A 17,082-nucleotide genomic window follows, 5' to 3' on the forward strand; every position below is an offset into this window, starting at 1 on the left:
TAAGGTGACGCGCACCGCCGGCGCGACAGCCGGCGTACAGCCAACGGGCACCGATGCCCACCCTGCCGCAGGAGAACCGCATGATCCGACGCCTGGCCGCCGGCCTGCTCGGCGCCGCGCTGGCGCTGCCCGCACACGCCGCGCCCTCGCACCTGGACAGCGTCCTTCGCGATGGCGTGCTGCGCGTGTGCACCACCGGCGACTACGCGCCCTACAGCCGCCTGCGCCGCGACGGCACCTACGAAGGCATCGACATCGCCCTGGCGCAATCGCTGGCCGACAGCCTGGAGGTCAAGCTGCAATGGGTGCCCACGCGCTGGCCGACCCTGCTGCCGGACCTGCTCGCCGACCGCTGCGACATCGCCGTCGGCGGTATCTCGGTGTCGCTGCCGCGGCAGCGCCAGGCCTGGTTCAGTGCCGTGCTGGAGGTCGACGGCAAGATCCCGCTGGTGCGCTGCGCCGACCGCACGCGCTACCGCACCATCGCCCAGATCGACCGGCCCGAAGTGCGGGTGATCGAACCGCGCGGCGGCACCAACGAGGCGTTCGCCCGCCGCGAACTGCCGCATGCGCAGTTGCGCCTGTCCGACGACAACCCCGCCATCTTCCGCGACCTGCGCGAGGGTCGTGCCGACGTCATGATCACCGACGCCTCCGAGGCGCGCTTCCAGCAGCGCCAGGTGCCCGGCCTGTGCGCGGTGGCGCCGGAGCAGCCGCTGCAGTACAGCGAGAAAGCGTTCCTGCTGCCGCGCGACGACATGGCCTGGAAGGCCTACGTCGACCAGTGGCTGCACCTGAGCAAGGCCAGCGGCGCCTATGCACGGATCGTGGCCGCGTGGCTCGGCGATCCGGAGACAACGCGCTAGGCCTCCCGCCTGCCCGCGCGCAGCCGCTATGCTGCCGCGGCCGGCGGCGTTCGCCCCGGCATGGGGATTCAACAAGGAGAGAGCATGAGACTGCAATGGAAAACGCTCGCGCTGGTGAGCGTGATGTTGCTGGCCACCGGCTGCGCGACCAACAGCGTGGTGCACCAGAGCTACAAGGCGACCACCGCCGAAACCTACTGGTACCAGCTCACCGGCAACGACGACACCGATGCCGAGAGCCTGACCATGTTCCGCCGCCAGCTCGACGCGCAACTGGACGCGGCGCACCTGCACGGCACGCAGGGCCAGGCCAATGCGCGCAAGATGACCATCGTCATCGATCACTACTACATGCGCAGCAACGGTGCGCGCTTCTGGGCCGGCATCATGGCCGGGCGCGACAAGATCAAGAGCCGTGTCACCGTCGCCGATGCCAACGGCAAGACCGCCGCGCAGTTCGACGTGGAATCGACCAACAGCACCGCCTGGGGCACCTCCGAAGGCCTGATCGAGCGCCACGCGCAGGAGATCGTCGCGCGGCTCAAGCAATTGCAGTAGTGCGTGCCGCCCGTGCAGGACCGCAGCGGTCCTGCACGGGCGCCGAAGCACACCAACGCGCTGCCTGCAGCACCTCGAATCGCTTGATCCGGCGACACGCAAGCCGGATGCGGCTTGCTCTGTAGGAGTCAAGTGTCATGCAGCCGCGACGCGCGATGTGGTGTGCGTTCCGATGGCGCAATGCGTCGGGACTGAAGTCCCTCCCACAGTGCACCCGGCGGACTCGCCGCAAGCCCCTGTGGCAGCGACTTCAGTCGCGACGGAGCTTTCCCGGTAACGCGCGTAGCGGCTGACGCCGCCCTACGGGACGTGCCTCGGAGTGATGAGAGAGGCCCTTGGTCGATCAAGCAGCACGTCAGATGCACAAGGCGGCGCGCGCAGTGCCGGTACCGCTCAGCCGGCCAGGCCCAGCTGCTCGGCCAGGTCGCTGCGCGGCGACCGCCCGTACAGCCGGCTGTATTCGCGACTGAACTGCGACGGGCTCTGGTAGCCGACGCGGTAGCCGGCCGCGCCCACGTCCATGCGTTCGACCACCATCAGCCGCCGCGCCTCGCGCAGGCGCAATTGCTTCTGGTACTGCAGCGGCGTCATCGCCGCGACCGCGCTGAAATGGTGGTGCAGCGAGGACACGCTCATGTTGACCTGGCGCGCCAGATCCTCGATCCGCAGCGGTTCGGCGTAGTGCTGGCGCAGCCAGGCGATGGCCTTGGCGATGCGGTTGCTGGGGCTGTCCTCCTGGGCGATGCGCAGCAGGTTCGGCCCGCACGGCCCGACCAGCAGGCGATACAGGATCTCCTGCTCGATCAGCGGCGCCATCGCCGCGATGTCGGCCGGGCGTTCCAGCAACCGCAGCATGCGCAGCGTCGCGTCCAGCAGGTCCGGGCAGGCGGTGTTGACCGAGACCCCGCGCGGGCGCTCGGCGCCCACCTGCGGCGGCAACGGAATGCGCTCGAGCAGTTCGCGCAGCCGGTCCGGCCGGATCGACATGCCCACGCCCAGCAGCGGCTGTTCCGGGCTGGCCTGGGTGATGCGCGAGACCACCGGAAGATCCAGCGTCACCAGCAGAAAGGTGCCCACGCCGTAGTGGTACTCCTCGTTGCCCAGGGTCAGGGATTTCTCGCCCTGCAGCACCAGCGCGAAGACCGGCCATTGCGCGGTATGCGTCTTCGGCGACGGCGCGGAGCGGTAGGAACAGAAGAAGCCGTCGATGGCGGTGTCGTGGTCGCCATCGGGGACGGCCAATCGGGCAACCAGGGCGGCCATTTCCTGGTAACGGTGGGCGAGCGCGGTCATCGGCAAGGGCGCCGTAGCGTGCGGAGGGGGAAGGCAAGCTTGCACGATGCTGCGCCGGCACGGACCACGGCGCGACGCGGCTTGCAGGATCGTACAAGAATTCCGTTGGATCGCGCTAACGCGCCCGCGGCGCGGGCCAGCATCCTGTGTCGGCCGGTTCCCGCACCGGCGCCGTCCCGGAACGCCCGCCCCCGCCCGCCTGTTCCGGCCGTTCGGCCCTGTCCCTTCCCCCATGCCCCTCGTCGCGCTGCCGCGTCGCCGCCAGCGTGCCATGCGGGCGACGCAGACCGCAGGAGAGACCGATGCATCCCCATACCGAAGCCCTGGAAATCGCCACGTTCCGCCTGCTCGACTGCACCTGGCGCACCTTCCTGCGCGCCAATGCCGAGGTCGATGCCTGGCTGCAGTGCCAGCCCGGCTTCCGCTCGCGGCGCATCGCCCGCCGCCGCGACGGCAGCGTGGTCGACATGGTGCTGTGGGACAGCGTCGCGCACGGCACCGCCTCGGCACGACGGCTGATGCGCGAACTGCAGGGCGCGGCGATCCACGCCCTGATCGATCCGGACACGGTGTCGTGGGACATCGCCGCGGTACAGCACGTCAGCGGCGAGGAAAGCGACACGGAGGAGCATGCCGCCGAGGCCGACAGCCTCGCGGCGTGACCTGCGCGGCCGGCGCCGCGCGCAGCTGGCTCAGACCCAGCCGCGCCGGCGGAACCAGGCCAGCGGCAGCAGCATGCTCAGCGCGATCACGCCCAGCGCCCAGTAGTAGGCGTCGTGCCATTTCAGCTCGGGCATGTGCGCGAAGTTCATGCCCCAGATGCCGACCAGCACCGTCGGCGGGATGCCGACCACCGAGGCCACCGCCATCACCTTCATCACGTTGTTCTGGTCGACGTTGATCATGCCCAGCACGCTGTCGAGCAGGAACTCGATGCGGTCGTCCAGGTGCTGCTCGAATTCGATCAGGGTGGCCAGATCCTTGTGCAACAGGCCGATGCGCTTGGCCGCGTCCTCGCCGAACCAGTTCGGCGCCGCATCGTCCAGGTAGGTGGCCAGGCGCAGCAGACCGTGGCCGGCGTTGTGCATGCCGCCCAGGCGCCGGCCCATGTCGCCGACGTCGTGCAGCATCCGCTCCAGGTGCCGCGACTTGTGCCGCGCATGCGGCTTGGCGAATGCCGCGCGCGTGGTCTCGGTGATCTGCGCCTCCAGCGCTTCCAGGCGGTCGGCCAGGCGCCCGACCAGTTCGTCGAGCAGGCGCAGCAGCAGGTCGTCGCTGCTGCGGCAGGGGCTCTGCTGCAACTGCGCGGCCACCGCATCCAGCGAGGCCATCGGCTGCTCGCGCTGGGTCACCAGCACCCGCGGCGACACCGCGAAACCGAGCGGCGCGGTCGGACCGTCCTCGTCCTGGAAGCGCGGCACGTTGAGGAACAGCACATCGCCTTCCACCCGCACCCGGCTGCTGAACTCGATCTCGCCGATGGCCGCGCGCGTCGGCACCGCGAAACCGACCTTCTCGTCGACCTCGGCCAGCTCCGCCTCGCTCGGCCGGCACAGGTCCACCCAGCACACCGGCGTGTCGGAGGTGCCGCCGAGGCGGTGGATGGTGATCATCGGGACTGGCTCGCGCAGGAAAGGCCGCGAGCATCCGTCAGCGCGCGCGGAGCGTCAACGCCCGCCGCGCGCACCGGTTCAGGCGCTGCGGCGCTTCAACGCATAGCCCACGCCCAGCAGCAGGAACCATACCGGGCTGGCGAACAGCGCCTGGCGGGTGTCGGCCTGCAGAGTCAGCAGCGCCAGCACGAAGGCGAAGAACGCCAGGCACACATAGCACATGACCACCCCGCCGGGCATCTTGAACGCGGAGGCCGCGTGCAGTTGCGGGCGCTTGCGCCGGTAGGCGATGTAGGCGCACAGGATCAGCGACCAGACGAACATGAACAGCACCGCGGCCAGCGTGGTGACCAGGGTGAAGGCGGTGACCAGGTTCGGAATCAGGTACATCAGCACGGTGCCGCCGAGCAGGCAGGCGCAGGAGAACAGCAGCCCGCGCGCCGGCACCGCCGCGCGCGAGAGCCGGGCGAAGCCGCGCGGCGCGTGGCGCTCCTCGGCCAGGCCGTAGAGCATGCGGCTGGTGGAGAAGATGCCGCTGTTGGCCGAGGACGTGGCCGAGGTCAGCACCACGAAGTTGATCAGGCTGGCCGCGGCCGGCACGCCGGCCAGCACGAACAGCTCCACGAACGGGCTCTTGCCCGGCACCACCTCGCGCCACGGCGTCACCGCCATGATCGCCACCAGCGCCAGCACGTAGAACACCAGGATGCGCACCGGAATCGAGTTGATCGCCTTGGGCAGGTTGCGGCGCGGGTCGGCGGTCTCGGCGGCGGTGGTGCCGACCAGTTCAATGCCCACGAAGGCGAACACCGCGATCTGGAAGCCGGCGAAGAACCCGCCCAGCCCCATCGGGAACATGCCGCCGTCGTTCCACAGGTTGGCCAGCGAGGCCACGTGCCCGGACGGCGACTGGAAGCCCCAGGCGACCAGCCCGGCGCCGGTGAGGATCAGCGCGCAGATCGCCACGATCTTGATCAGCGCGAACCAGAATTCCATTTCGCCGAACAACTTCACCGTCACCAGGTTCAGCCCCAGCAGCAACAGCACGCACAGCATCGCCGGGATCCACGGCGCCAGCGTCGGGAACCAGAACTGCGCGTAGGCGGCGATCGCGATCACGTCGGCGATGGCGGTGATGATCCAGCAGAACCAGTAGGTCCAGCCGCAGAAGAACCCGGCCCAGGGCCCCAGCAGATCGGTGGAGAAGTCGATGAACGACTTGTACTCCAGGTTCGACAGCAGCAGCTCGCCCATCGCGCGCATCACGAAGAACAGCATCACGCCGATGATCAGGTACACGAACAGGATCGACGGCCCAGCCAGGCTGATGGTCTTGCCCGAGCCCATGAACAGGCCGGTGCCGATCGCTCCGCCGATCGCGATCAACTGCAGGTGGCGGTTGGACAGGCTGCGCTGCAGGTGGTCGGGCTGGGCGGACGGATCGGTCATGGGCGCAGGCCATCGCGAGGGATTAGCCTGCAAACATAGAAGATGGCGGCAGCGCGCGCCAGCCGCGCGTGCGCCGGGTGGCGCCCGCGGCGGCACGGACGGCGCCGCATGCCGTCCGCGCCGCCGCGGGTGCCGTCGCTCAGGCCAGCGCGCCGCCCTGGCCGATCGCGACGAAGCTGAAATCGCGGTCGGACTGGTTGCCGCCGCCATCGCCGGTCTTCAGCAGCACCTGGCCCGCATCCAGGCGGATGATCACCGCGTTGTCGCAGGTGCTGCCGTCGCCCGAATAGATCTGGGTGACCGAGACGCCATCCAGCGCCTGGAACGGCGGCTGGAAGCTCACCAGGTAGTGGCCGGTGCTCACATGCGCCACCGTGTACCCCGCGCCGTTGCGGACCGCACCGTCCGCGCCGACCACGCCTGCCACCACCCGCACACCCGCCGCGCCCGCATGGGCGGCGGCGTCGAGCAACTGCCCCATCGCATTGTTCGTCATGCCGTTCTCCGATCTTGATAAGGAAAGTCCGATGGCGCGGCGACCGCTGCGCTCCCTCGCGGCCACGCGCCGCTGCCCTGCCTCGTCCGTGAGCCGGCAGCATCGCCGCGCTGCGTGCGCGGCCGTATCGGCGATTTCCTGATCGGCGCCGGTGCGGCGACCGAGATCGGCTCAGGCGACCGCGCTCACACCAATTTGGTGCGCCGCCACCACCGCGTGACCTTCTCCTCGCGCACCAGGGTGAACAGCCCGGCGCCCAGGATCAGCGCGATGCCCACCGCCATCGGCCAGTCCAGGTGATCGTGGAACAGCCAGTAGCCGAAGCCGATCGCCCACAGCATCTGGCTGTACTGGGTCGGCGCCACCGCGCTGATCGGCGCCGACCGCGAGGCGTACATCATGAAGATCGCGGCCAGGCCGGCGAGCAGGCCGTAGCCGGCCAGCAGGATCCATTGCTGCCAGGTCGGCCAGACGAAGGTCGGCAGCATCAGCAGGCCACCCATCAGCAGCGGGCCGAGCACGCCGGCACCGTACAGGGTCAGGCGCTTCTCGCCGGGCCCGGCCATGCGCAGGCTGATCACCGACACCGCCCCCACCAGCCCGCAGACGATCGCCGCGACATGGCCCTGGCCCAGGTGCCGGAAGCCCGGCCGCAGCACCACCAGCACGCCGATGAAGCCGACGATCACCGCCAGCCAGCGCCGCCAGCGCACCTCCTCCTTGAGCAGCAGCACCGACAGCACGGTGACGAAGATCGGCATCAGGAAGATCAGCGCGAACGCCTCGGCCATCGGCAACAGAGTGAACGCGGTAACCGCGGACAGATTGCCGGCCGCGCCGGTGAACGCGCGCAGCAGCCAGATGCTGGGCCGCTGCGCCACCACCACCTCGCGCCAGCGATCGCCCGGCTTCTTCAGGAACGGCAGCGCCGACAGCATCAGCAGCGCCCCGAAGAACACCACCTCGTAGGCCGGCAGCGACCCCTCCAGCCCCTTCACGAAGGCATCGCTGATCGAATAGGCGGCGTAACAGGCGAAACCGAGCAGCACACCCTTGAGCATGGACGATCCTGGCCGGCAGCGGCGCTGCGACGGCGTACGTGGGGGGGATGGTCAGTATCCCTCTTTTGTCGTGGCGCTGCCGCCGCGCTGGCAATGAAAATGACGAACTTTCGATCGCTGCAGCTTGCCGCCACGCGGCACGTACTTTCCTTCGGGAACAGGCACGCGGCAATGCGCGCCGGCGATGCGGGTGCATGGAGCCATCGGTTACGATGCGCTCCCGCATCCGAGCCCCATGCCGCGCCCTGCCGCCGGCAGATCCCCCGTGACCCGCTATTCCGGCCCCCTGCTCACCCGTCCGCTCGCCGTCGCGCTGCTCGCCGCGCGCGATGCCGGCGCCGCCACCTGGTCCGGGTCGCTCGACCTGGAGCGCAGCCAAGGCCAGGCGTTGCTTGGCGCTGAAAGCTGGCAATGGCAGGGACACGACTATCCCTATCCGGGCAAGCTCAAGGACCGCACGCTGTACTACTGGGACGGCGACGAGTTCGCCGCGGTGTCGCGCTTCGGCGGTGCGCTGATCAAGCTGGTGCCGACCGAGTGGGGCGCGCCGACGTTCGAGATCGACGGCATCAAGATGTTGCCCAGCGCGCAGCTGTCGCCGTTCGAGGACGCGCGGCGCAAGGTGGCGCTGGTGGAACCGCGCGGCAAGCAGGTGCTGGATACCTGCGGCGGCCTCGGCTATTTCGCCGCCTGCGCGCTGGAGGCCGGGGTGGCGTGCCTGCACTCGTTCGAGAAGAACGCCGACGTGCTGTGGCTGCGCACGCTCAATCCGTGGTCGCCGGATCCGGCCACCAGCGATGGCCGCCTGCAGCTGACGCATGGCGATGTCGGCGCCGCCATCGGCGGCATCGCCGATGCGTCGATGGACGCGATCCTGCACGACCCGCCACGCTTCGGCATCGCCGGCGAACTCTACGCGCAAACCTTCTACGACCAACTCGCGCGGGTGCTGCGCCGCGGCGGCCGGCTGTTCCACTACACCGGCAGCCCGAACAAGCTCACCAGCGGCCGCGACGTGCCGCGCGAGGTGGCCAGGCGCCTGGAGAAGGCCGGCTTCGCCGCGCAACTGGCGCTGGACGGGGTACTGGGCACGCGCCGCTGAAGCGAGATCGCCTCCGCCGCGTCAGAGCGACGCCAGTAGGTGCTCGCGCAACCAGCGATGCGCCGGATCGCGGTGAACGCGCTCGTGCCAGAGCATGGCCATTTCGTAGCCGGGCAGCTCCAGCGGTGGCGCGCACACCCGTAGACCGGGCTGGTCGCGCACCAGGCGCTCGGGCAGCATCGCCACCAGGTCGCTGCGCTGTAGCGCGGCAACGACGAACTGGAAGTGCGGCACCGACAGCACCACCCGGCGCTGCAGGCCGCGCGTCCGCAACGCCGCATCGGTAGCGCCGCTGAAGCCGCCGCCGTCGGGCGAGACGATGACATGCTCGAGCGCGCAGAACTGCGCCAGGCTCGGTCGACGTCGCAACCGCGGATGGCCGGCCCGACCGACCAGCACATAGTGTTCGGCGAACAGCGTGCGCCGGCGCAGGCCGGGCGGCGCGTCGGCGACGGTGTGCAGGGCCAGGTCGATCTGGCCCTGTTCGGCCTGCTGCGCGATCGTCGGCGGCGCCAACTGCAGTACCGCCAGTTGGGTGCCCGGCGCCACCCGGCGCAAGGCGGCGATCGCCGGCAGCAGCACGGTGGAGGCGCCGTAGTCGCTGGCCGCCACCCGCCACAGCGTCTGCGCGCGCGCCGGATCGAACGGCGCGTCCGGCGCCACCGCCTGCTGCAGTGCCTGCAAGGCCTCGCGCAACGGGACGCGCAGCGCGTCGGCGCGTGCGGTGGGGCGCATGCCGCGCGGCCCAGGCAGCAGCAACGGATCGCCCAGCGCCTCGCGCAGCTTGGCCAGGTGCACGCTGACCGACGGCTGCGACAGATGCAGACGCGCCGCGGCGCGGGTCACGTTGTGCGTGTCGAGCAGCGTGTCCAGGGTCAGCAGCAGATTGAGGTCCAGGCGGCGCAGATCAACCATGGCAATAGCGACTATCAAGGCAATTCATTTCCACTATAGCGAAGCGCGGCCTAGCGTGGAGGCCTTCCCTCACCGAGAACCCGCATGAACGTGCTGCTGGTCTATGCCCATCCCGAACCCGCCTCGCTCAATGGCGCCCTCAAGCAGATCGCGGTACACCGCCTGCAGGCCGCCGGCCATCGCGTGCAGGTGTCGGACCTGTATGCGATGGACTGGAAAACCACCGTCGACGCGCAGGACAGCCTGGACGGCGCCGCGGACGCGCGCTTCGATCCTTCGCGCGACTCGCAGCGCGCCTTCGCCAGCGGCCGCCAGCGCGCGGACATCGCCGCCGAGCAGGACAAGCTGCGCTGGGCCGATGCGCTGCTGCTGCAGTTCCCGCTGTGGTGGTTCTCGATGCCGGCCATCCTCAAGGGCTGGGTGGACCGGGTGTATGCCTGCGGCTTCGCCTACGGCGTCGGCGAACACTCCGACACGCACTGGGGCGACCGCTACGGCGAAGGCACGCTGGCCGGCAAGCGCGCGATGCTGATCGTCACCGCCGGCGGCTGGGAATCGCACTACGCACCGCGCGGTATCAACGGCCCCATCGACGACCTGCTGTTCCCGATCCAGCACGGCATCCTGCATTACCCCGGCTTCGAGGTGCTGCCGCCGTTCGTGGTATACCGCAGCGGACGCATGGATGCGGCGCGTTTCGCGCAGACCAGCACGGCGCTGGGCGAACGCCTGGACACGCTGTTCAGTACCGCGCCGATCGCGTTCCGCAAGCAGAACGCAGGCGACTATGCGATTCCGGCGCTGACCCTGCGAGATGAGTTCGCACCCGGCCGCAGCGGCTTCGGCATCCATGTGCTCGACGCGGACACGCAAGCGGCGGCGACCTCCGACCGCACAGCGTCGACGCCGACGACGTAGGCGCGGCGCCGACAGCGCACCTGTAGGATGCAGGCGACCGCCACTCCGTTGGAACCGCCGCGCCGATGTCCACCGCCGTCTTCGTGCGCCTGCTCGCCGTGTGCAGCGCCGCCTTGCTCGGCGCCTGCGCCACGCAGGCGCCACGCCTGCCCGAGCGCACGCCCAGCGAGGTCAAGGCCGACATCGCCCGGCGCATCCCGGCCACGGTACCCGATCGCCGCGGCTGGGCCGACGACGTCTACGTGGCCCTGGCCTCGCAGAGTCTGGGCACCAATGCCGAGAACATCTGTGCGGTCCTGGCGGTGATCGAACAGGAATCGACCTACCAGACCAATCCACCGGTGCCAGGTCTGGGCAAGATCGCCCGGGCGGAACTGCAGCGGCGCGCGGCGGCGGTGCATGTGCCGGCGTTCGCGCTGGATGCGGCGCTCAAGCTACGCGGGCCGGATGGGCGCAGCTATGCCGAGCGCCTGGCCGCCGCGCGCACCGAGCAGGATCTCAGCACCATCTTCGAGGACATCGCCGGCAGTGTGCCGCTGGGCCAGCGCCTGTTCGGCGACCTCAACCCGGTGCACACCGCCGGGCCGATGCAGGTGAGCATCGCCTTCGCGCAGGCGCATACCGACGGCTATCCGTATCCGCTGAGCGACGGCGTGCGCCACGCGGTGTTCACTCGCCGAGGCGGCATCTGGTTCGGCACCCGCCACCTGCTCGGCTACCCGAACGCGGCGGCGATGCTGTACCGCTTCGCCGACTTCAATGCGGGCTGGTACGCCAGCCGCAATGCCGCATTCCAGGCCGCGCTGGCGCGCGCCAGCGGCCTCTCGCTCGCCCTCGATGGCGATCTGCTGACGCCCGGCGCCGACCTCGACGCCCCCGGCGCCACCGAGCGCGCCGCACGCAGCCTGGGCACGCAACTGGGCATGGACGCGCGCACGATCCGCCGCGAACTGCAGCGCGGCGGCGAGGCGGATTTCGGCGACAGCGCGCTGTATCGCCAGGTGTTCGCCCTGGCAGACCGCGATGCCGGCAAGCCGCTGCCACGCGCGGTACTGCCGGGCATCGCCCTGGAAAGCCCGAAGATCACCCGCAAGCTCACCACCGCCTGGTTCGCGCAGCGCGTGGCCGAGCGTTGGCAGCGTTGCCTGGCCAGGTGACGGTCGCGGCGATCCGCCGACCCAACGCTACTTCGGTTTGCGTAACGCCATCAGCGCCCAGCCCGTTGCGATGGCCAGCGCCAGCAACACGAGGCAGACCACACTGTCCCACGCGATCGAGAACCAGTAGTGGCCTGGATCGGTCGCCAGCTGATAGATCCGTTTCGGCCCTGCTCTCGGTACGCCGATGTACACGCCGCTCTGCAGCGCTTTCGCCAGCAGGTACAGCTTCATCGCGGCGACCGCCACCATGACCGCCGCCATCAACATCAACACCGGCCGTTCCAGACGCGCGACCAGCCGTTGCAGACGCGTGGGTGTCGGCATTGGCGGGGGCGGTCGTCGTTTGCGTTTGCCCATGGCCTCCTCGCCTGCACTGGGGACAGCATTCTAGAGCGCTGCCGGAGAATGCAGTCACAACGCACCACCGATGCGGCGCACCACACGGGCAAGATGTCTCGCCTGCGCCACCGCGCCTGCACTATTCCACGGCACTCTGCGCTTGCGCGCCGAGCAGGCCGATCCGGCGGAACCACACTTCCAGCGGCACCGTGACCAGCGGCGGCAGCGCCGCCAGCAGGCTCAACGCCCACGCCCACCAGGGCCAGCGCAACCGCAACGCCGCGAGCAGGCTGGCGACCACATACAGCAGGAACGCCACGCCATGCAGACGGCCGAACAGCCACACGCCCAGCTCGGTGGTCTGGGTGCCGTACTTGAGCAGCATGCCGAGCAACAGGCCGGCCCAGGTCAGGCCTTCGAACACGGCGGCAGCGGCGAACAGCCGGCCCACCGGCGACAACGGACGGGAAGAAGACAAGGACACACGCAACTCCAGTGACGGGAACGAGGCCGCGACGCGATGGCGGCGGCGACGCCCGCTGGCAGGTGCATTGTAGAGCGTGTCCTTGCACGTGGCGCACAGGCGCGACGCGGCCACGGCGAGCGCGGCACAGCTGCACCCACCGCACCGATCCGTCATCGCGTGGCCGGCAATGCGCCGTAGCGCACCGCGACAGTCCTCAGCGACGCTGTTCCAGCACCGCCACGTCATCGGGTGCCAGTTGCACCGTGTCGTTGCTCGGCGTCGGCCCCAGCAGCGCGCGCATCGGCGCCGGCAGCCGCACGTTGTGCGGGGTGGCGTCGTGGTTGATCAGCACCACGATGCGGCGCGCGCCGTCGCTGCGCACGCCCACTTCCACATCCTCCGGCACGTCGGCCAGCGGCGCCTGCACCCCGGCGTCGCGCAACCAGTCGCCGGTGAGACGATCCAGCGTGGCGTCGTCGAACCAGCCGCCGACATAGCTGATGCGGCCCTTGCCGACGCGCCGGGTCAGCAGCGCCGGCGCGCCGTCCAGCCATCCATTGGCTGCGCCGTACTGCAGCGGTGCGGTGGTGTCGGCGGCGGTGGCCTGCAACTGTTCGGCCCAGATTTTGGCGCTGCCGTCGGCGCCCGCGCCGACCAGCGGGATCGGCTTGTCCAGCGCATAGAACTGCTCCACGCGGCCGCCAAGCAAGGTCGCGAGCGGGCCGGGCTGGCGCTGCGGATGCAGGCCGTTGTCGACGTTCTTCATGCCGCTGCGCGGCCCCAGCACCAGGTGCCCGCCGTGTTCGACATAGGCCTTCAGCCGCTGCGCCTGCGCCTCGGTCAGCACGTTCAGCGCCGGCGCCACCACCAGCTTGTAGCGCTCCAACGGCGCCATCGCCGAGACCACGTCGACCACCTGCGCCTGCTGCCGCAGCGGCCGGTAGAAGCTCTTCATCTGCACGACCGGATCGAAGTCGGCCGCGTGCTTCTGGAAGCCGATCGCCCAGCGGCTGTCGAAGTCGTTGATCAGCGCCACCTGCGCCTGCGGCGTGGTGCCGGCCAACGCCGGACCGGCCTTGGCGAACTCGGCACCGACCTGCTGGATCTCCGCATACACCGGCACCGGCGTGCCGTCGGCGCCGACCAGGGTGCCGTGGTATTCCTCCTGCCCGTTGGGCGCAGCACGCCACTGCCAGTACGACACCGCATCGGCGCCATGCGCCACCGCCTGCCACGCCATCGCGCGTACCTGGCCCTTGCGCAGCGCCACGTTGGTCGCGCGCCAGTTGACGAAGCCCGGCTGGGTTTCCATCACCCAGTAGTTGCGCTGCTTGTAGCCGCGGGTCAGATCGTGGCGCGCGGCGTTGTCGACCCAGTCATAGCGCTCGCCGGCGACGTAGTCGTCCCAGGCGGCGATGTCGAGCACGTCGTGCACAGTGTAGGCGTCGAAACCAGCGAACCAGCCCATGGTGTTGGTGGTGATGAACTGGCGCGGATCGGCATGCGGGCGGATCGCGTCGATCTGGTTGCGCGAATAGTCGGCCCAGGTGTCGCTGACGAAGCGCTTCCACTCCAACAGCAGCGCCGGATTTTCCTCGTCCTCGCGCACCGGGATCTGCGCGAAGTCGTTGTAGGTCTGGCTCCAGTAGGCGGTGGCCCAACGCTGGTTGAGCGCCTCGATGCTGCCGTACTTGCGCTGCAGCCACGCGTGGAACTGCGCCTTGGCCTCGGGATCGAACGAGGACTGCGCGTACTCGTTGTCCAGTTGCCAGCCGACCACGTGCGGGTTGTGCCCGTAGCGCTGCGCCATCTGCTCGGCGATGGCATGCGCGAAGCGCCGGTAGCGTGTACTGGCGAAGGAGAACTGCTGGCGGTTGCCGTGCTCGTCGCGCACGCCGTCCTGGCTGACCCGCAAGGTGTCCGGATAGGTCTGGGTCAACCAGGCCGGTGGCGCCGCGGTCGGCGTGCCCAGCACCACCACCATGCCGTGCCGCGCGGCCGCGGCGATGGCGCGGTCCATCCAGTCGAAGTCGTACTGCCCCTCGCGCGGCTCCATCCGGCTCCAGGCGAACTCGCCGATCCGCACCACGCGCACGTGCGCCGCCTGCATCAGCGCCAGATCGCGCTCCCATTGCGCCTCCGGCCACTGCTCCGGATACCAGGCCACGCCCAGCAACAGCGGCGCGACGTCGCGATAACGGGTGGCCTGCGCCTGCGCCAGCATCGGCAGGCAGAGCAGGATCGACAGCATCGCAGCGAATAGGGCAACGCCGCTGCGTTGCGGAAGACGGAACAATGGCATGCGCAACACCCTTCGCAAGAGGAGATGCCGGCGTGTCCCCTGCGTCCTGCCGGCGCCTGCATTGTGCGCAGTTTTGCCATGCGCGCACTTGTGCATCTTGCGGCGTTTGCACGCGCAACTGCGCACAATCCGCACGCCGTACCTCACGCCGCAGGCGTGTGGTGCACCGCGCTGCACGCATCATGCAGCGCGACGCATACGCTGATGTGGATTGAGGAGACGTTAGCGCTTGGGGTGCGCCGCCGGTCTCACTTGCCGGCTTTGGACGACCGCGACATTGAAATGGTCATCTGCGCTGGCTAGCGTCACGCCTCCCCCACTGCTGGACACGCCATGAAGACCCCTCGTTTGCTCGGCACCTTGCTCGCCGCAGCCGCCACGTTGTTCTCAGCCGGCACCGCCCTGGCACAGACCGTCACCGTGACCCCGAGCGAGGTCCACCAGACCATCCAGGGCTTCGGCGGCATGAACGGCGCCGGCTGGGTCGCCGACCTCACCCCGGCCCAGGTCGACCTGGCGTTCGGCAGCGACACCGGGCAGATCGGCCTGTCGATCATGCGCATGCGCATCGATCCGTCCAGCTCCGGCTGGAGCCAGCAGGTGCCGTCGGCGGTGCGGGCCCGCGCGCACGGCGCAGTGCTGCTGGCCACGCCGTGGTCGGCGCCGGCCTACATGAAGTCCAACAACAGCCTTAACAACGGCGGCAAGCTGCTGCCGCAGTACTACGACGCGTACGCCAAGCACCTGCTGGATTTCACCGCCTACATGGACAGCAAAGGCGCGCCGATCTACGCCCTGTCGCTGCAGAACGAGCCAGACTGGCATCCGGACTACGAGTCGGGCGACTGGAACGGCACCGACTTCCTCAACTTCATCAGCGCGCAGGGCGCGAAGTTCGGCAAGTTCAAGCTGCTCGCCGCCGAGTCGCTGGGCTTCAACCCCGCGCTGACCGACCCGGTGCTCAACAGCAGCGCCGCCCAGTACCTGTCCATCGTCGGCGGGCACCTGTATGGCGTGCAGCCCAAGGACTACCCGCTGGCGCGCAGCAAGGGCAAGCAGCTGTGGATGACCGAGCACTACACCGACAACACCGACGGCAACGCCTGGCCGTCCGCGCTCGGCGTGGGCAGCGAACTGCACAACAGCATGCTGGCCAACTACAGCGGCTACATCTGGTGGTACATCCGCCGCAGCTACGGGCTGATTGCCGAGAACGGCACAGTGAGCAAGCGCGGCTACGTGATGTCGCAATACGCACGCTTCGTGCGTCCGGGGTCCGTGCGCATCGGCGCCACCGCCGCGCCGTATAACGACGTCGCCGTCAGCGCCTACAAGACCCCGAGCGGCAAGCTGGTCCTGGTGGCGGTCAACACCGGCACCCAGCATCGGCAGATCACCGTGCGCGTGCCCGCCGGCAGCGCCACCGCGTTCACCAAGTACAGCACCTCGTCCACTCTCAACGTCGGCTACGGCGGCAAGTACAGTGTCGCCTCGGGCCAGACCGTGGTCTACGTCGATCCGCAGAGCGTGGCGACGCTGGTCGGCGAGTGATCTGCGCGATGGCTTGAGTCGGCCGGATCGACCCACGGCAGCCGAGCGCTGCCGCGGGTTGGTTTCTACCTGCTGCCTAGTCGCGTCGTCGCGGTGCCACGCCGTGAGCGTCGGCACCGAGACACGCGCCAGCGATCAGCCCAGCTTGGCCAGGAACCCCAGCAGCGCCTGATTGAACTCCTCGGCATGGCTGGTGTTGCAGCCATGCGGCGCATCCCTCAGCAACACCACGTCGCTGCCGGCGATGGCGCGATGGGTGCGCTGGCCCGAGCCCTCGTACGGCACCGTGGCGTCGGCATCGCCGTGCAGCACCAGGGTCGGCACGTCGACCTTCTTGAGGTCCTCGCGGAAATCGGTGGTGCCGAACGCCTGCATGCAGCCCAGCGCCGCGGTCTGGTCGCTCTGCAGGCACAGCGCGATCGCCTCCTGGCGCTGCGCCTCGCTGACCTTCAGCGTGCCGTGGGCGCTGAAGAAGCCGCGGGTGAAGTTATCGAAGAAAGTCTCGCGGGAGGCCTTCAGGGCCTGCTCCATCTCCTGCGCCTGCTCCTTGCTCAGCGGCCCTTCCGGGTTGTTGTCGGTCTTGAGCATGTACGGCGGCACCGCGGAAGCGAACACCACGCCGGCGAGCTTCCCGGTGCCATGCCGCGCCACGTAGCGCGCCACCTCGCCACCGCCCATCGAGAACCCGACCAGCACCGCGTCGCGCAGTTGCTTGTCCTCGATGATGCCGGCCAGGTCGTCGGCCAGGGTGTCGTACTCGTAGCCGTCGGCCGGCTTCTCGGAACGGCCGAAGCCGCGACGATCGTAGGCGATGACCCGGTAGCCGGCCTGCTGCAGCGGCCCGACCTGGTCCTTCCACGCCTCGGCCGACAGCGGCCAACCGTGGATCAGGATCACCGGACGACCGGCACCGCCGGTATCTTCGACATGCAGACGGACACGTGTGCTGGTTGCAGCCATGGGCAGGACCTCGTGGTGGGGAGTCGCGGCAGC

17 protein-coding genes are annotated in these 17,082 nt (G+C 69.4%); 7 read left to right on the plus strand and 10 right to left on the minus strand.

What is annotated here, in order from left to right; translation table 11 throughout:
* The first annotated feature begins 80 nt into the window (after positions 1–80).
* Both SLW55_RS04710 and SLW55_RS04715 read left to right on the plus strand, forming a co-directional pair.
* Positions 81–866: a transporter substrate-binding domain-containing protein gene (locus SLW55_RS04710; protein ID WP_153752318.1), complete on the plus strand. Its 786-nt coding sequence runs from the start codon at positions 81–83 to the stop codon at positions 864–866.
* An 84-nt stretch (positions 867–950) separates the two neighbouring features.
* Positions 951–1,424, plus strand: coding sequence for a DUF4410 domain-containing protein (locus SLW55_RS04715; protein WP_017911769.1), 474 nt, complete (start codon positions 951–953; stop codon positions 1,422–1,424).
* A 393-nt stretch (positions 1,425–1,817) separates the two neighbouring features.
* Here the strand turns inward: SLW55_RS04715 and SLW55_RS04720 are convergent, their stop codons facing one another.
* The gene (locus SLW55_RS04720) at positions 1,818–2,717 is read right to left on the minus strand and encodes an AraC family transcriptional regulator (protein WP_265530875.1); all 900 of its coding nucleotides are present in this window, start codon (positions 2,715–2,717) and stop codon (positions 1,818–1,820) included.
* 302 nt (positions 2,718–3,019) lie between these two features.
* On the opposite strand from SLW55_RS04720, the gene SLW55_RS04725 reads away from it, so the two are divergent.
* A complete protein-coding gene (locus SLW55_RS04725; protein ID WP_043093466.1) occupies positions 3,020–3,379 on the plus strand; it encodes a hypothetical protein in 360 nt (119 codons plus the stop codon).
* A gap of 30 nt (positions 3,380–3,409) precedes the next feature.
* Here SLW55_RS04725 and SLW55_RS04730 read toward each other — a convergent pair whose 3' ends face one another.
* The 4 genes from SLW55_RS04730 to SLW55_RS04745 all read right to left on the minus strand — a co-directional run bounded on the left by SLW55_RS04730 (position 3,410) and on the right by SLW55_RS04745 (position 7,336).
* Positions 3,410–4,330, minus strand: a complete 921-nt coding sequence (locus tag SLW55_RS04730) for a CorA family divalent cation transporter (RefSeq protein WP_267083811.1) — start codon at positions 4,328–4,330, stop codon at positions 3,410–3,412.
* Positions 4,331–4,408: 78 nt separating this feature from the next.
* Complete coding sequence (cycA, locus tag SLW55_RS04735) at positions 4,409–5,779, minus strand: D-serine/D-alanine/glycine transporter (protein WP_010340292.1); 1,371 nt, start codon at positions 5,777–5,779, stop codon at positions 4,409–4,411.
* A 139-nt stretch (positions 5,780–5,918) separates the two neighbouring features.
* Positions 5,919–6,275, minus strand: a complete 357-nt coding sequence (locus SLW55_RS04740) for a hypothetical protein (protein WP_017911542.1) — start codon at positions 6,273–6,275, stop codon at positions 5,919–5,921.
* A 185-nt stretch (positions 6,276–6,460) separates the two neighbouring features.
* The gene (locus tag SLW55_RS04745; protein WP_010340290.1) at positions 6,461–7,336 is read right to left on the minus strand and encodes a DMT family transporter; all 876 of its coding nucleotides are present in this window, start codon (positions 7,334–7,336) and stop codon (positions 6,461–6,463) included.
* A gap of 265 nt (positions 7,337–7,601) precedes the next feature.
* On the opposite strand from SLW55_RS04745, the gene SLW55_RS04750 reads away from it, so the two are divergent.
* A complete protein-coding gene (locus SLW55_RS04750; RefSeq protein ID WP_320744712.1) occupies positions 7,602–8,438 on the plus strand; it encodes an SAM-dependent methyltransferase in 837 nt (278 codons plus the stop codon).
* 21 nt (positions 8,439–8,459) lie between these two features.
* Here the strand turns inward: SLW55_RS04750 and SLW55_RS04755 are convergent, their stop codons facing one another.
* Positions 8,460–9,353: a LysR family transcriptional regulator gene (locus SLW55_RS04755; protein ID WP_320744714.1), complete on the minus strand. Its 894-nt coding sequence runs from the start codon at positions 9,351–9,353 to the stop codon at positions 8,460–8,462.
* An 84-nt stretch (positions 9,354–9,437) separates the two neighbouring features.
* Between SLW55_RS04755 and SLW55_RS04760 the strand changes: the two genes are divergently transcribed.
* Both SLW55_RS04760 and SLW55_RS04765 read left to right on the plus strand, forming a co-directional pair.
* On the plus strand, positions 9,438–10,271 hold the full coding sequence (locus SLW55_RS04760; RefSeq protein WP_320744716.1) for an NAD(P)H-dependent oxidoreductase: 834 nt from the start codon (positions 9,438–9,440) through the stop codon (positions 10,269–10,271).
* Between the two features lie 65 nt (positions 10,272–10,336).
* Positions 10,337–11,428 carry a DUF1615 domain-containing protein gene (locus SLW55_RS04765; RefSeq protein ID WP_267082133.1) on the plus strand — a complete coding sequence of 364 codons (1,092 nt, stop codon included), beginning with the start codon at positions 10,337–10,339 and terminating at the stop codon, positions 11,426–11,428.
* A gap of 27 nt (positions 11,429–11,455) precedes the next feature.
* On the opposite strand, the gene SLW55_RS04770 is transcribed toward SLW55_RS04765, so the two are convergent.
* The 3 genes from SLW55_RS04770 to SLW55_RS04780 all read right to left on the minus strand — a co-directional run bounded on the left by SLW55_RS04770 (position 11,456) and on the right by SLW55_RS04780 (position 14,538).
* The gene (locus SLW55_RS04770) at positions 11,456–11,788 is read right to left on the minus strand and encodes a hypothetical protein (RefSeq protein ID WP_244149935.1); all 333 of its coding nucleotides are present in this window, start codon (positions 11,786–11,788) and stop codon (positions 11,456–11,458) included.
* 121 nt (positions 11,789–11,909) lie between these two features.
* Positions 11,910–12,230 carry a DUF3817 domain-containing protein gene (locus SLW55_RS04775; protein ID WP_267100709.1) on the minus strand — a complete coding sequence of 107 codons (321 nt, stop codon included), beginning with the start codon at positions 12,228–12,230 and terminating at the stop codon, positions 11,910–11,912.
* Positions 12,231–12,450: 220 nt separating this feature from the next.
* Positions 12,451–14,538, minus strand: a complete 2,088-nt coding sequence (locus SLW55_RS04780) for a beta-galactosidase (RefSeq protein ID WP_320744719.1) — start codon at positions 14,536–14,538, stop codon at positions 12,451–12,453.
* Between the two features lie 333 nt (positions 14,539–14,871).
* Between SLW55_RS04780 and SLW55_RS04785 the strand changes: the two genes are divergently transcribed.
* Positions 14,872–16,089 (plus strand): glycoside hydrolase family 30 beta sandwich domain-containing protein, encoded by a 1,218-nt coding sequence (locus tag SLW55_RS04785; RefSeq protein ID WP_267121473.1) that lies wholly within the window; start codon positions 14,872–14,874, stop codon positions 16,087–16,089.
* Between the two features lie 135 nt (positions 16,090–16,224).
* Here the strand turns inward: SLW55_RS04785 and SLW55_RS04790 are convergent, their stop codons facing one another.
* Positions 16,225–17,049 (minus strand): alpha/beta hydrolase, encoded by an 825-nt coding sequence (locus SLW55_RS04790; protein WP_267121474.1) that lies wholly within the window; start codon positions 17,047–17,049, stop codon positions 16,225–16,227.
* Positions 17,050–17,082 lie beyond the last annotated feature (33 nt).

Source organism: Xanthomonas sp. LF06-19, assembly GCF_034105425.1.
In the GTDB taxonomy this organism is placed as follows: Bacteria; Pseudomonadota; Gammaproteobacteria; order Xanthomonadales; family Xanthomonadaceae; genus Xanthomonas_A; species Xanthomonas_A sontii.